General features: G+C 72.3%; 16 protein-coding genes. 8 read left to right on the top strand and 8 right to left on the bottom strand.

Annotated features, from left to right (window positions below):
* The first annotated feature begins 29 nt into the window (after positions 1-29).
* The 3 genes from SMD20_RS20205 (at position 30) to SMD20_RS20195 (ending at position 1,492) form a co-directional block, all read left to right on the top strand.
* Positions 30-317, top strand: coding sequence for a hypothetical protein (locus SMD20_RS20205; protein WP_329583348.1), 288 nt, complete (start codon positions 30-32; stop codon positions 315-317).
* 43 nt (positions 318-360) lie between these two features.
* Entirely contained in the window at positions 361-621 is a 261-nt protein-coding gene (locus SMD20_RS20200; RefSeq protein ID WP_329583346.1) for a hypothetical protein, read from the top strand.
* Positions 622-691: 70 nt separating this feature from the next.
* The gene (locus SMD20_RS20195; protein ID WP_329583344.1) at positions 692-1,492 is read left to right on the top strand and encodes an ATP-grasp domain-containing protein; all 801 of its coding nucleotides are present in this window, start codon (positions 692-694) and stop codon (positions 1,490-1,492) included.
* Between the two features lie 13 nt (positions 1,493-1,505).
* On the opposite strand, the gene SMD20_RS20190 is transcribed toward SMD20_RS20195, so the two are convergent.
* The 5 genes from SMD20_RS20190 to SMD20_RS20170 are packed head-to-tail and all read right to left on the bottom strand — an operon-like array spanning position 1,506 to position 6,066.
* On the bottom strand, positions 1,506-2,252 hold the full coding sequence (locus SMD20_RS20190) for an SDR family oxidoreductase (RefSeq protein WP_329583341.1): 747 nt from the start codon (positions 2,250-2,252) through the stop codon (positions 1,506-1,508).
* 31 nt (positions 2,253-2,283) lie between these two features.
* Positions 2,284-3,591, bottom strand: a complete 1,308-nt coding sequence (locus SMD20_RS20185; RefSeq protein WP_329583339.1) for a DUF2252 domain-containing protein — start codon at positions 3,589-3,591, stop codon at positions 2,284-2,286.
* Positions 3,592-3,636: 45 nt separating this feature from the next.
* On the bottom strand, positions 3,637-4,410 hold the full coding sequence (locus tag SMD20_RS20180; protein WP_329583337.1) for an SDR family oxidoreductase: 774 nt from the start codon (positions 4,408-4,410) through the stop codon (positions 3,637-3,639).
* A gap of 13 nt (positions 4,411-4,423) precedes the next feature.
* The gene (locus SMD20_RS20175) at positions 4,424-5,557 is read right to left on the bottom strand and encodes an acyl-CoA dehydrogenase family protein (RefSeq protein WP_329583335.1); all 1,134 of its coding nucleotides are present in this window, start codon (positions 5,555-5,557) and stop codon (positions 4,424-4,426) included.
* Positions 5,554-6,066 carry a flavin reductase family protein gene (locus SMD20_RS20170; RefSeq protein ID WP_329583332.1) on the bottom strand — a complete coding sequence of 171 codons (513 nt, stop codon included), beginning with the start codon at positions 6,064-6,066 and terminating at the stop codon, positions 5,554-5,556. Before SMD20_RS20170 ends, SMD20_RS20175 begins: the two co-directional genes overlap by 4 nt.
* A 243-nt stretch (positions 6,067-6,309) precedes the next feature.
* Here SMD20_RS20170 and SMD20_RS20165 point away from each other — a divergent pair, with 243 nt between their 5' ends.
* The gene (locus SMD20_RS20165) at positions 6,310-7,473 is read left to right on the top strand and encodes a thiolase C-terminal domain-containing protein (protein ID WP_329583329.1); all 1,164 of its coding nucleotides are present in this window, start codon (positions 6,310-6,312) and stop codon (positions 7,471-7,473) included.
* Entirely contained in the window at positions 7,473-7,868 is a 396-nt protein-coding gene (locus SMD20_RS20160; protein ID WP_329583327.1) for a Zn-ribbon domain-containing OB-fold protein, read from the top strand. The genes SMD20_RS20165 and SMD20_RS20160 overlap by 1 nt, the downstream gene beginning before the upstream one ends.
* Positions 7,869-8,275: 407 nt before the next feature.
* Here the strand turns inward: SMD20_RS20160 and SMD20_RS20155 are convergent, their stop codons facing one another.
* Positions 8,276-8,599, bottom strand: coding sequence for a hypothetical protein (locus tag SMD20_RS20155; protein WP_329583325.1), 324 nt, complete (start codon positions 8,597-8,599; stop codon positions 8,276-8,278).
* Positions 8,600-8,748: 149 nt separating this feature from the next.
* On the opposite strand from SMD20_RS20155, the gene SMD20_RS20150 reads away from it, so the two are divergent.
* From SMD20_RS20150 to SMD20_RS20140, 3 genes are all read left to right on the top strand, one after another.
* On the top strand, positions 8,749-9,486 hold the full coding sequence (locus tag SMD20_RS20150; protein ID WP_329583322.1) for a GntR family transcriptional regulator: 738 nt from the start codon (positions 8,749-8,751) through the stop codon (positions 9,484-9,486).
* A gap of 217 nt (positions 9,487-9,703) precedes the next feature.
* Positions 9,704-10,309, top strand: a complete 606-nt coding sequence (locus SMD20_RS20145) for a GNAT family N-acetyltransferase (RefSeq protein ID WP_329583320.1) — start codon at positions 9,704-9,706, stop codon at positions 10,307-10,309.
* Positions 10,310-10,420: 111 nt separating this feature from the next.
* Positions 10,421-11,101, top strand: a complete 681-nt coding sequence (locus tag SMD20_RS20140; RefSeq protein ID WP_329583317.1) for a copper homeostasis protein CutC — start codon at positions 10,421-10,423, stop codon at positions 11,099-11,101.
* Between the two features lie 119 nt (positions 11,102-11,220).
* On the opposite strand, the gene SMD20_RS20135 is transcribed toward SMD20_RS20140, so the two are convergent.
* Both SMD20_RS20135 and SMD20_RS20130 read right to left on the bottom strand, forming a co-directional pair.
* Positions 11,221-12,375, bottom strand: a complete 1,155-nt coding sequence (locus SMD20_RS20135) for a DUF6986 family protein (protein WP_329583314.1) — start codon at positions 12,373-12,375, stop codon at positions 11,221-11,223.
* Positions 12,359-13,663, bottom strand: a complete 1,305-nt coding sequence (locus tag SMD20_RS20130) for an FAD-dependent oxidoreductase (RefSeq protein WP_329583312.1) — start codon at positions 13,661-13,663, stop codon at positions 12,359-12,361. Before SMD20_RS20130 ends, SMD20_RS20135 begins: the two co-directional genes overlap by 17 nt.
* Positions 13,664-13,668: the final 5 nt, after the last annotated feature.

The following is a 13,668-nucleotide window of genomic DNA, read 5'->3' as shown; positions in this document are numbered from 1 at the left end:
ATGCTTTTCCGTACGGCGAAGGAGTCGAGTTGATCCGAAGATGGTGCGCCGCCGCGGCAGTGGTGACAGCGGTCGCCGGCGGCGCTTTCCTTGCTCTCACCGCGGCTGTCCCCGCGCACGCCGACGTCTGGCCCGGCGGCTGGTTCTGGGCCGGGAACGGCAGTGCCAACAGCGACTCCTCCCAGTCCGGCAACAACTTCGGCGACGTCACCACGGCCAACCGCGGCCAGGGCGCTTCGACGAACGTCAACAACGTCAACGGCATCGCCTCGACGGCCGCCCACGGCGGCATCGTCGTGACCTACATCTTCGACTGACCGGCCCACGCCCGGTTCCATCGATCGAAAGGATCTCCACCCGATGAAGAAGCTCTGCGTGACCGGTGTCCTCGTGGCGGCCGCGGCGGGCGCCGCCTTCCTGTCGGCCCCCGCCCACGCCGACACCAACGCCGGCAACGCCAGCAGGAACACCAACGCCTCCCAGTCCGGCAACAACTTCGGCAACGTGGGCAACCGCAACGTCTCCGGCGCGAGCGCCACCAGCGTCAACGCCGTCAACGGCAACGCCGTGACGACGGCCCACCGCAGCGGCGCCTACGTCGACGACGTCGTCGACTGGTAACCCGCGCTCACCCCGTCACGCACGAGCCAGGCCGGAAACGGCCTGGCTCGTGCCGTATTAGCATCTCTGGGTGACTATCTGTGCGTATGCCACTTTTGACGGTCAGGACAGCGACGACGAGCTCGACCTGGTCCTCGCGGCCTGGCGCGCGGCCGGCGTCGAGGGCCGCGCCGAGCGCTGGGACGACCCCGCCGCCGACTGGAGCGCCTACGACGCGGTCGTCGTCCGCTCGGTGTGGGACTACGTGCCCCGGCGCGCGGAGTTCCTGGCCTGGGCCCGCCACGTGGAGTCCGTCAGCCGGCTGCTCAACCCGGGCGCCGTGATCGCCGCCAACACCGACAAGACCTACCTGCGCGACCTGCCGTCGGTGCCCACGCACTGGTCGTCCGATGACCTGCCGCACTGGCCCGAGTACGTCGTCAAGCCCGCGATCTCGGCGGGCGCCCGCGACACCGTACGCACCCGCGACCGCGGCGAGGCCGTCGCCCTGGCCGCCGCGCTGGAGGCCGCCGGGCGCACGCCGATGGTGCAGCCCTACCTCGACATGGTGGAGACCGAGGGCGAGACCTCGCTGCTCTACTTCAACCGCCGCCTCAGCCACGCCGTGCGCCGCAACCCGATGCTGGCGGGCGGCGCCGCCGACGCCTCGCTGGCCGAGGCCCGCACGCCCGCCGCCGACCAGGTCGAGCTGGCCGAGCGGGTGCTCGCCACGGTGCCGGGCCCGCTGCTGTACGCCCGCGTGGACCTGGTCCGGCTGCCCGGCGGCGAGCCCGCGGTCATCGAGCTGGAGCTGACCGAGCCCTACCTGTTCCTGCGCCACGACCCCGGCGCCCCGCAGGCGTTCGCCAAGGCCCTGGTCGAGCTGTTGTAGTCAGGCTGTGTAGTCAGGCGGTGATCCCGCCGTCCACCGGGATGACCGTCCCCGTCAGATACGCCCCCGCCCGCGAGGCCAGGAAGATCGCCGTGCCCGCCATGTCGTCGGGCCGGCCGATGCGCCCGAGCGGCACGCCGGTCTCAATGGACTCCCGGGTGCCGGGGTCGTCGAGGGCGAAGGCCATCATCTTCGACTCGAACGGCCCCGGCGCGATGGCGTTGACCGTGATGTGCTCCTTCGCCAGGTGCCGGGCCAGATGCCGGGTGAGCATGTGCACCGCCGACTTGGTGGAGGAGTAGGCGTACGTCGGCAGCACCGGCACCCGGATGCCGTCCACCGAGCCCACGTTGATCACCCGGGCCGGGTCCTCAGGACCGGCGGCCTGCCTGAGCTGCGGCAGGAACCGCTGGGTCAGCGCGAACACGCCCTTGACGTTGATGTTCCAGAGCTTGTCGAAGGCGGACTCGGGATATTCCTCCAGCGGCGCGCCCCAGGTCGCGCCCGCGTTGTTGATCAGCACGTGCAGCGGCCCGTCCACGGCCGCGGCGAGGCTCTCGCGCCCCTCGGCCGTGGACAGGTCGGCGGGCACGGCCGTGCAGCCCAGTTCGGCGGCCGTCTTCTCGACCTCGGCCGTCTTGCGCGCCGAGATGTAGACGTTCGCGCCCGCCGCCACGAATCCCGCCGCGATCATCCGGCCGATGCCCCGCGAGCCGCCGGTCACCACGACCGTCTTGCCTTCCACCGAGAACAGAGTCATGTTCCGGAGCATGCCATACCGGCCGGTCGGTTCACACCCCGGGCAGGAGGCCGTTGCGGAACAGGTCCACGAACCGCTGGTGGTCGCCGCGGGCCTGGGCGCCGTACCGGTGGGCGAACTCCACGAGCATCGCCGTGAACCCCGGCCGGTCCTCGCCGATCACCGCCACGATCGCCTCCTCCGTCGAGAAGTCGACCAGGTCGTGGCTGGACTCGTCGTCGGCCACCGAGTGCATGCGCGCCACCGCGCGCCCGAGGTCACGCATGATCGAGCGCAGCTCGCCCGGCTCGTTGACGTCGTCCCAGTCCAGGTCCGCCGAGTACGGCGAGACCTCTGCGACGAGCTGCCCGATCCCGTGCAGCGTGGTGTAGCCCAGCCACGGATCGGCGTACGCCTGCAGCGCCCGCTGCGACTCGGCCGTGCGGTGCCCCTGGTGCAGGAAGTACGACGCCACCTTCTCGTCGGCGACGTGCCGGGCCACCGCCGGCGCCGCCGCCTGCTTCATGTAGAGGATGACGTCGTTCTCCAGCGCCTGCGAGCGCCCCTCCAGCAGCAGGTTGTACGACGGCAGCCCCGCCGACCCGATGCCCACGCCCTTGCGCAGCGCCACGTCCTTGACCACGTGCTCGACCGCCCGCTCGGCCGATCCGTCGTGACCGGGCAGCGTCGTCAGGTAACTGGCGAACGCGGCCAGCACCGCCTCCCGCGTGGCCTCGTCCACCGGCTCGCGCCCGTCCATGAGCGCGAAGCGGCGGTCGTAGTCGTCGATCACGGTCTCCACGTCCAGCAGCGCCACCCGCGTGCTGAGCCGGGCGGTCTGGAGCACCCGGTGCAGCACGCCCGTGGTGGTGCCCAGGGTGAGCGAGCCGATCGCGTCGTCGCCGCCCGCCGCGATCGCGGTCAGCTCCTCCACGTACGCCCCCGCGAAGTCGGCCACCAGCTCGCCGATCGCCTCGTCCGACAGCGCCTTGGCGTAGCCGAGCAGCGCCACGCTGGCCGCGAAGCGCTTGAGGTCCCAGACGTACGGCCCGACGTACGCCTCGTCGAAGTCGTTGACGTTGAACACCAGCTCGCCGGAGGCGTTCATGTACGTGCCGAAGTTCTCGGCGTGCAGGTCGCCGTGGATCCAGACGCGGCTGGTCGGCTCGTCGAGGTAGGCGTCGTCGGCGTACGAGCCGGTCATGTCCGCGTAGAACAGGCACGCGCTGCCCCGGTAGAAGGCGAACGGCGAGGCCGCCATCTTGCGGAACTTGCGGCGGAAGGCGGCGGGATCGCGGGCGATCGAGTCGCCGAACTCGGTCATGAGGACGTCGAGCAGGAAGGTGGTGCGTGAGCCCATGCCACGGACGGTAACCCCGCAAGCCACTCCCCGCCTACCCCGGAATCAGGGGTGCTGCGACGACACCGACACGACCTCGCCCGTCATGTACGAGGAGTAGTCGCTGGCCAGGAAGACGATCACGTTGGCCACCTCCCACGGCTCCGCCGACCGCCCGAACGCCTCCTTCGCCGCCAGCTCCGCCAGCAGCTCCTCGTCGGTGACCTTGGCCAGGAACGGGTGCACCGCCAGCGACGGCGCCACGGCGTTGACCCGCACCCCGTGCTCGGCCGCCTCCAGCGCGACGCACCGGGTGAGCGCCATCACCCCGGCCTTGGCCGCGGCGTAGTGCGCCTGGCCGCGCTGCGCCCGCCAGCCGATCACGGAGGCGTTGTTGACGATGACGCCGGAGCCCTGGCCGTACATCTGCCGCAGCGCGGCCCTGGTGCAGCGCATGGTGCCGGTGAGCGTGACGTCGAGGACCGCGTGCCACTGCTCGTCGGTCATCCCGGCCAGCTCCGCGGTGCCGCCGAGCCCGGCGTTGTTGACCACCACGTCGAGCCGGCCGTGGGCCTCGGCCACCGCGTCGAACAGCGCCAGCACCTGCGGCTCCGACGTCACGTCGCACGGCACGGCGAGCGGCTTGACGCCGGTGAGCTCGGTCAGCGCGTCGGCGGCGGCGGCGAGGCGGCGCTCGTGCCGGTCGGACAGGACGATCGTGGCGCCCTCCTCGGCGCAGCGGCGCGCGGTCGCGTAGCCGATGCCCGCGCCCGCGGCGGCCGTCACGAGCGTCACCTTGCCGTCGAGCAGTCCGTGTGCCTTGGGGGGCGGCGGGAGCATCGGTTCTCTCCAATCAGCGGGGGAGCCCCAGGGTGCGCTCGGCGATGATGTTGCGCTGGATCTCGCTGGAGCCGGCGTAGATCGTGTCGGCCCGGCTGAACAGGTAGAGCCGCTGGAGCTCGTTCAGCTCGCCCACCAGCCCGGCCTTCCCCTGGACGGCCTGGGCCAGCTCGCCGAGCCGCCGGTGCCACTCCGACCAGTACAGCTTGGCGATCGACGCCTCGGGCCCCGGGTCGGGGCCCAGCATGCGCAGGGCGTTGAGCCGCATGACCTCCAGCTCCAGCCAGGCCCGTACCAGGCGGTCGCGCAGGACGGGGTCGTCGGCGGCGCCGGTGCGGCGGGCGGTCTCGACGACCTTGGCCAGCTCGCGGCGGAAGCCGAGCTGCTGGCCGAGCGTGGACGCGCCACGCTCGTGCCGCAGGGTGGCCATCGCGACCCGCCAGCCGTCGCCGGGCGCGCCGAGCACGTTCCCGGCCGCGGTGCGCGCGCCGTCGAAGAACACCTCGTTGAACTCCGACGTCCCGGTGAGCTGGGTGATCGGCCGGACCGTGACGCCCGGCCCGCGCATCGGGACCAGCAGGTACGACAGCCCGTGATGCCGCCGCGACCCCGGCTCGGTGCGGCAGAGGACGAAGCACCAGTCGGCGACGTGCGCGAGCGACGTCCACACCTTCTGCCCGGTGACCACCCACTCGCCGCCCTCCAGGCGGGCGCTGGTCCGCACGGCGGCGAGGTCGGAGCCGGCGTCCGGCTCGGAGTAGCCCTGGCACCACAGCTCCTCGCCCCGGCGGATCGGGGGCAGGAAGCGCTCCTTCTGCTCCTCGGTGCCGAACTCCAGGACGGTGGGGCCGACCAGGGTCTCGCCGATGTGGCCGACCCTGGCGGGGGCGTCGGCCCGCGCGTACTCCTCGTGGAAGGCCATCTGGTCGGCGAGGCGGGCGGCGCGGCCGCCGTACCGTTCCGGCCAGCCGAGACAGGCCCAGCCGTGCGCGCCGAGGTGCCGCTCCCACGCCAGGCGCAGGTCGTGCCCCTCGTGCTCGCGGCCGGGGCCGCCGAGGCCGCGGGCCGCGGCGAACTCGCCGCGGAGCGCCTCCTCCAGCCAGGCCCGCGCCTGCTCGCGGAAGCCGGGGGTCTCCCCAGGGATCAACGGAAGCCGCCGTAGCCGCCCTGGAAGAAGACCAGCGGGCCGCCGTCGGCGTGCGTGTCGAGCTGCAGCACCCGGGCCACCACGATGGTGTGGTCGCCGGCCGGGTGCTCGGCCTCGACCACGCAGTCGAGCCAGGCGAGGGCGCCCTCCAGCACCGGGTTGCCGCCGGGGGAGCCGGTCCACTCCAGCCCGGCGAACTTGTCGCCGCCCCGCGACGCCAGCTGCGCGCACACCTCCTGCTGGTGCTCGGCGAGGACGTTCACGGTGACGACGCGGGCGCCGCGCACCCGCGGCCAGCTCGTGCTGGTGTGGGCCACGCAGAAGGCGACGAGCGGCGGGTCGAGCGAGACCGAGGTGAAGGAGTTGGCGGCCAGGCCGCAGGGCTGCCCGTCACGGGGGTCGAGCGCGGTGATCGCCACCACGCCGGTGGCGAAGCGGCCGAGGACCTGCCGGAAGCGGCGGCTGTCGAGGTGGCCGTTCGCGCTCTGGGGGGTTGGGCCCGTCGGCATGGTGGCTCCGTTGCGAATCCGGCGCTGAGGTGGCGTCGGAAGGCCACGACAGCTCTCCGGCGCGACGAGCCGGGCAGCGTGTGTGCTCATGGGGGTCCGCCTCCTAGTCCACCGGCTGCGCCCTACTATACCAAGCGCTTGCTTGGACGGTAGGGGGAAGCCGGAAAAGGTGTCAAGTTGCCCGGCCGGACGCGCGGGAGCCCGCGTTGACATGGGTGAAATGTCCGGCCTACCGTGCTGCTTGTGGCCAAGCGCTTGCTTGAATTCCGGAACGCGACGGCGATCGCCGGCGTCGGATACACCCCCTTCACCAAGAACTCCGGGGCCAGCACGCTGACCCTGGCCTGCCGCGCGGTGCTGGCCGCCCTGGCCGACGCCGGGCTCACCGCGGACGACGTGGACGGCCTCGCCACCCACCGCGTCGGCGACTCGGCCCCGCCGACTCTCGTCGGCCCCGCGCTCGGGCTGACCGACCTGTCCTGGCACCTCGACCAGTTCGGCGGGGGCAGCGTCTCCCACGCCGTCGTCGGCCAGGCCGCGCTGGCGGTCGCGGCCGGGCTGGCCGAGACCGTCGTCTGCTACCGGGCGATCAACGCCCGCTCCGAGTTCCGCATGGGCGGCACCGGGCGCGGCCTGCCGGTCAGCCCGGAGGTGCAGTACCAGGCCCCGTACGGCTACGTCGCCCCGCCCCAGCAGTACGCCATGTACGCCCGCGCCCACATGCTCAGGTACGGCACCACCGCCGAGCACTTCGGGACGCTCGCGGTCACCCAGCGCGCCAACGCCGCCAAGAACCCCCGCGCCCTCATGCGCACGCCCATCACCCTGGACGACTACCTGGCCAGCCGGTGGATCGCCGAGCCGTTCCGGCTGCTGGACTGCTGCCTGGAGACCGACGGCGCCTGCGCCGTGGTGGTCACCACCGCGGAACGGGCCCGCGAGTTGCGCCGCCCGCCGGTGCTGATCTCCGCGGCGGCCTGGGGCGGCGGCCAGTCCCACCTGTCGGGAGGCGACCCGACGGTCACGGCCGCCGCCGGGCTGGCCCCGCGCCTGTACGCCCAGGCGGGCCTCGGTCCTGAGGACGTGGACGTGGCGGAGATCTACGACTGCTTCACGTACTCGGTGGTCGTCCAGCTCGAGGACTACGGGTTCTGTCCCAAGGGGGAGGGCGGCCCGTACGTCGCCTCCGGGGCCACCGCGCTCGACGGCCCCCTGCCGGTCAACACGCACGGCGGCTTCCTGTCCGAGGGCTACGTGCATGGCGTCAACCACATCGCGGAGGCGGTGTCCCAGCTCCGGGGGGAGGCGGGGGACCGGCAGGTGCCGGGCGCGGAGGTGGCACTGTCCACGGCGCAACCGGGATACATCCTCCCGGCCACGTCGGCGCTGATCCTCAGGAGGGCGTGATGACCGTTCACCGGCCCGAGCCGGACCGGGACTCGCGCGAGTGGTGGGAGCGGGTGGCCCGGGGCGAGTTCGCGGTGCAGCGGTGCGCCGGCTGCGGCGCGGACCGCTTCCCCGCGCGGGCGTTCTGCCCCGCGTGCCGGAGCGAGGAGTGGCGGTGGCGGGCGGTGCCGCCGGAGGGCCGGGTGGAGAGCTGGATCGTCAGCCACCAGCCGTTCGTGCCGGGGCTCGCGACGCCGTACGTGGTCGTCATGGTGCGCCTCGCGGCGGTGCCCGGCTGCCTGGTGCACGGAAACTGGCGGGGCGGGCGGGAGCCCCGGGGCGGGGAGCGGGTGCGCGGGGTCTTCAGGCGCGTCGACGCGGACCTGACCCTCGTGGACTGGGAGCCGGTCGGATAAGGAACCCGTTCGGTTGGGTTTCGTACCCACGAATCCCACCAGTCCCACAACGCCGAAGCCGCCCCACGCCCCGCGCGAGAAGGCCGATGATGAGTCTGTAGACGTCAGCGCGGACGATACGGACGGGACGGCGCACGTGAGCGGAACCGGCTCGGCGGCGGCGGGGCGGCCACAGGCCGCGCTCGCGCCTGTCGTCCGACTGGCCGTCCGGCTGCGCCCGCGGGCCCGGCCGCCGCCGTGCGCGGCGGTGGTCCAGCGGGAGGAAGCACTCTGTCGAGAGGTTGTTGCGTTCCACATGACGGTCCCCCTCAAGAGGAAAGCGCGCCCTGGCGGGCGTGGGGGACCCGCCAGGACGCGCTTCCTGCCCCGTGAGCGGCGGCGCCAGGACTCCGGCGAGGGATGGAGTCCTAGACCGCGAATTCGCTCGCGGAGTCGATGGGGGAGTGTGAAGGCTCCTGCTGCCGGCAACGTGCGGCGATGCGTCGAGCTGCACCGACCGGGTCATCGATGAAGCGCGTGACGGGGGCGCCACCCTCCTCAACTGCGACTAAGGATCCGTCTTCGCGCTTCGCGGTCAGCTCAGTGGACGCCGAGTGCGCGGACGCGCCGTGCCGGTTGCTCTGGTAGGTGTGGGTGAAACCCTGGCGCGGCAACGCGTAACGCAGTAAACGTGTTGCTTCGCCAAGGTCTTTCCAGGGCAGGTACGACTCACCCGTGCTGACCGGCGGCATTGGCCTTCACCCCCTCACCGGCCTTTAGATGGATTTGTACCAACGAATGGATGATGGGCCGATCGAGGGGGTTCGGTCAAGGGGTTGTGGCCTGCTAGAACCAGATCGTCTAAATTGTTGGAACAAAAGGGGTGAAAGTGGCAAGGTCGGTGCTGTATCAGCAGGTGGCCGCGGAGTTGCGTCGAGCCATCTACTCGGGTGTCCTCGGCCCCGGGGCGCAGCTTCCGACCGAGGCACAACTCATGGAAGACCATGGGGTGAGCAGGAACACCGTCAGACTGGCCCTCGGAGAGCTCGTCAACGAGGGGCTCGTCACGCGCACGCCGCGACGCGGAACCGTGGTCAGGGACCGGCGGCCGCTGCTCATCTATCCCCAGCGCGAGCTTGAGCCGCGCTCGCGCGGTGAACTGCGCGAGGCATTCGCCTACGCCGTGGCGCAGGAGGGCCGCGAGCCGAGCCAGTACATCGAGGTGCTGACGGTGTCTCCCGTCGAGGAGATCGCCAGCAGGCTGGAGTTGGCCGACGGGGAGTTGGCCGTGGTGAGACGCCGTCTGAGGTTCGTGGACGGACAGCCGTACAACACCAACGACTCCTACTTCCCGCGTGATCTCGTGGCCGACTCCGAGATCGCCAGGCCCGGCGACATCGCCCGAGGGGCGAACCGGGTGCTGGAGGAACTGGGCCATGCCCAGGTGCGCGTCGTCGACGACATCTGGGCGCGCATGCCCAACCAGGAGGAGGCGGAACGCCTTCAGCTAGAACTCGGCACACCAGTAATGGTCTACGTCCGAGTGGGGTACGACGGGGCCGACATGCCTGTGCGTGTCGCCGTGTCGGTGTTGCCAGCCGACAAACATTTGATCAGATACGAGCTCGATAGCCGCTAGAGAGCTCGTAAGAAGGGGTGATCCCGCCGGCCGGGTGCAGCGAGAATTAGCCGCCTCGCTGGCCTGAGGGAGTCGTGCATACTCCCTCAAATCGCCTTAACTCCCATATGTCGGATATATCGGATATGTGGGATCAAGGCATCAAATCACCCTTACGCGACAACGCGTCATCACTGTGCGCGTGCGCGTGAACGCCCAATGCAACGGGAGTTTTACTATGCACACCAACACGCTGCTGCACCCGCTCGCCCTCCGCCGTGCCGAGCCCGGCGACCTTCCCGGCGTTCTGACGCTGTTCGCCGACACCTCGGAATGGCTGTACCGGCAGGGGGTGCGGCAGTGGCCCCGCCAGGGCTTCGGGCCTGAGCGGATCATGCCGCTGATCGAGGAGCGCGTGCTCTACCTGCTCGACGACGAACTGCGCTATCTCGACCCGGACCTGGCGGCGCCTCCTGTGGCCACCATAGCCCTCGACGGGCACGCCGACCCGGAGTTCTGGACTTCCGCCGACGACCCCGGGGCGGCGCTGTACGTCCACAAGCTGGCCGTGGCCCGGCCGTGGTCCGGCAGCGGCCTCGGTGACGCCCTCCTGGACTGGGCCGGGGCCAGCGCCTTCGCCGCCGGGCTGCCGTACGTGCGGCTGGACTGCGCCAAGGCGAACCCGCGCCTGCAGCACTACTACCGCAGCCGCGGCTTCCAGCACGTCCGTACGGTGGACCTGCCGCACCGCGCCAGCGGCGCCCTCTTCCAGCGCCGGTCGGAGGATCTCGTCACGATGGCCTTCCGCGACCTGACCCTCGCCGAGCTGATCACCGCCGCCTGACCGTCCGGCCGCCCGGCCTCCCTCGGGAGGCCGGGCCACCCCCACGGTTCTGCGCAGGTGAGAGGGTAGTTCGGGGCGCAACGGTACAGAGCGCCATATAACCTCTGCACCATGACCGGATCCCTGCTCGAGGTGATCGCGCTCGACGTACGCGACGCCGTGGCCGCCGAACAGGGCGGAGCCGACCGGCTGGAGGTCGTCGCCGACATGGCGGCCGACGGGCTGACCCCCTCCCCGGAGACGGTCGCCGCGATCGCGGCCGAGTGCCCACTCCCGCAGATGGTGATGCTCCGCCGCGACGCCACGTTCACCGCCGGCCCGGAGACGCTCGACCGCCTCGCCCGCGACGCCAAGGCGCTGGCCCAGGCCGGGGCCGCCGGGTTCGTGTTCGGCTTCCTCGACGGCGCGGGAGCGGTCGACCTGGCCGCCACCGAGGCCCTGATCCACGCCGTCTCCCCCCTCCCGTGGACGTTCCACCGCGCCGTGGACCACGCGGCCGACGTCCATGCGGCCTGGCGCGCGGTGCGGCTGCTGCCCAACCTGGCGACCGTGCTCACCGCGGGCGCCCCCACCGGGGTCGGCGACGGCCTGGCGGTGCTGCGGTCGCGGGCGGAGGCGGGCGACGGCTCGATCATCCTGGCCGGCGGAGGGCTGCGCCCCGCCCACGTGCCGATGCTGCTCGACCAGGGCATCCGCGCCTTCCACATCGGCTCGGCGGCACGGGCGAGCTGGTCCGACCCCGTGGAATGGCGGCTGGTCCGCCGCTGGCGCACTCTGGTCGAACGCGACTGACACCGCCCTCGCGGACCCCTCGAAGACCGCCTGTACGGCTCTGGTCCGCCGCCTGCGGCCCGATCGGCCTACCCATGTCCCTCGATAAGGGGAGGCCCGGGGCGCGCGCCGTACCGCCGTCAGGGCAGCGCGGCGTCGGCGCGGCGCAGTGCCGCGGCGAGGGTGCGGATCGTGGCGGGCTCGTCCATCACCCCGCCCCCGGCCTCCCGCCGCTCCTCCCACGCCCGCACCCGCTCCCGGTAGGCGTCGTAGTGAGCGAGGTGGAAGGCGTACACGGTGGCGAAGCGGCTGACCAGATGCGACGGGTGCATGTCCCAGCCCTGGTGGAAACCGTGCCGCAGCGAGTGCCGGACGAGCTCGGCGTGCCGCCGCCACAGCGCGTGCACGTCCCCGGCTTGATCGGAGGCGGGCGCGGCGGCGAGCGAGCCGTCGGACAGCTCCACCCCCGTGCCCGCGAACGCCGTCTGCATGACGTGCCGGGCGTGGTCGCAGGCCGGATGGTCGAGCCGCTGCTCGTGCGGCGGCAGCCCGAGCGCGGCCGTGTAGTCGAACACCCCGAAGTGCGCCGCCGCGAGCCGCCCGTCCAGCGCCTCGGCCAGCTCGGCCCGCAGGAACGGCAGCGTCTGCGGCGCCTCCACCTGCATCTCGAACCGCAGCCGCACCCCGAGCCCGGCCTCCAGGGAGGCCAGCACCTCCGCGAACTGCCGCAGGTAGTCCTCCATGAGCACCTTGGGGAACGTCACCGTGAACCCGGCCGGCAGCTCGCCGGTCCGCTTCGTCACCCCGCGCACGAGCCCGGCGAGCGTCCTGATCGAACGTCCAGGGTCGCCGTCGGCGAACGACTTCACCCGCGGCCCCCAGCGGCGCGGCAGCGCCCCGGCGGCGTGCAGCGCGGCCACGGCCTCGGCCGCCTGCTCGACGTGCCCGTCCTCGACCGCGTCCGGCGGGGCGCCGTAGCCGTCCTCGAAGTCGATCCGCAGGTCCTCGACGGGCTCGCGGCCGAGCTTGACCAGCAGCTTGGCGTGCACGGCCGCGGCCGTGGCGGGCGGGACGCCGAACACCTCGGCCAGCTCGCCCGGCCCGGCCAGATGGGCGTGGACCAGCCCCAGGGCCTCGTCCCGCCACGCGTCCACGGTTCCGGCCGAGAACCGGTCGGCGGGCACGTACACGGTGTGGACCGGCTGCCGGCCGGAGAGGCCGGGGAAGCGGGCCCGCTGGGCCCGGTAGGCCGCGGCGAACCCCGCCGGGACCGGCGGATCAGGGACGGCAGGCACGGAGCATGGCCTCCAGCCCGACGAGCTTGACCCGGTCGCCGCGCCCGAGCGACTTGGCCAGCTCGGTCTCGGCCGCCTCGATCGCCTGCCACTCGTCGTAGGTGATCGGCCGCACGCCCCGCTCGGTCAGCAGCGCGTCGATCGTGGCCGTCGCGGGGACCCGTTCGCGGCCCTCCAGGTCGGCCAGCAGGGTGCGCACGGTCTCGGCGGCGTCGGACTTGTTCGTGCCGATGACGCCGGTGGGGCCGCGTTTGAGCCAGCCCGCGACGTATTCGCGCTCGCGCACCCGCCCCGCCTGGTTGGGCACGGTCATGGTGTCCTCGGAGAACGGCACCCCCGGCAGCGGCACGCTCTGGTAGCCCACCGACCGCAGCACCATGCCGACCGGCAGCGTCTCGAACTCGCCCGTGCCGACCACGCGCCCCTCCGGCGACAGCCGGGTGCGCTCCAGGCGCAGCCCCTCGACCCGCTCGGCGCCGAGGATCTCCACCGGCCGCAGCCAGAAGCGCACGTCGAGGCGGCGGGCCCGGCCGACCGGCTCGCGGGCCGCCCAGGACCTGATGACGTCCACGTTGCCCTGCACCTGCCGGGAGAAGCCCGAGCCGAGCACCTGGGCCTCGTCGGGCCGCACCACGACGTCGGCGTTGTCCAGCTCGCCCAGCTCGCGCAGCTCCTTGAGGGTGAACTTGGCGTGCTCGGGCCCGCGCCGGCCGACCATGTGGATGGCCTTCACCTGGCTCTCGGACAGCCGCTGGAGCACGTCGTGGGGCACGTCGGTGCGGCTCAGCTCGTCGGCGGTCTTGGCGAGGATCCGTACGACGTCGACGGCCACGTTCCCGACGCCGATCACCGCGACCTCGGAGCTGTCCAGCGTGAAGCGCGAGGGGTCCACGTCGGGATGGCCGCAGTACCAGTTGACGAAGTCGGTGGCGGCCACGCTGCCCGGCAGGTCCTCGCCGGGGATGCCGAGCCGCCGGTCGACCATCGCGCCCGTGCAGTAGACGACGGCGTCGTAATGGTGCAGCAGGTCGGCGACCGACAGGTGCTCGCCCAGCGTGACGCCGCCGAGGAAGCGCACCTCGGGCAGCTCCAGCACCCGCTTCAGGTAGTTCGCGATCGACTTGATCGAGGTGTGGTCGGGAGCGACCCCATATCTCACCAGCCCGTACGGGGTGGGCAGGCGTTCGAGCACGTCCACCCGCGCCGCTCCGGCCGACTGCTTGACCAGCGCCTCGGCCGTGTAGATGCCGGCGGGTCCCGATCCGATGACCGCCACACGCAACGCCACGCTGC

This window comes from Nonomuraea sp. LP-02, from assembly GCF_036289125.1.
GTDB lineage: Bacteria > Actinomycetota > Actinomycetes > Streptosporangiales > Streptosporangiaceae > Nonomuraea > Nonomuraea bangladeshensis.
This window is presented reverse-complemented; position numbering and strand designations above follow the sequence as displayed.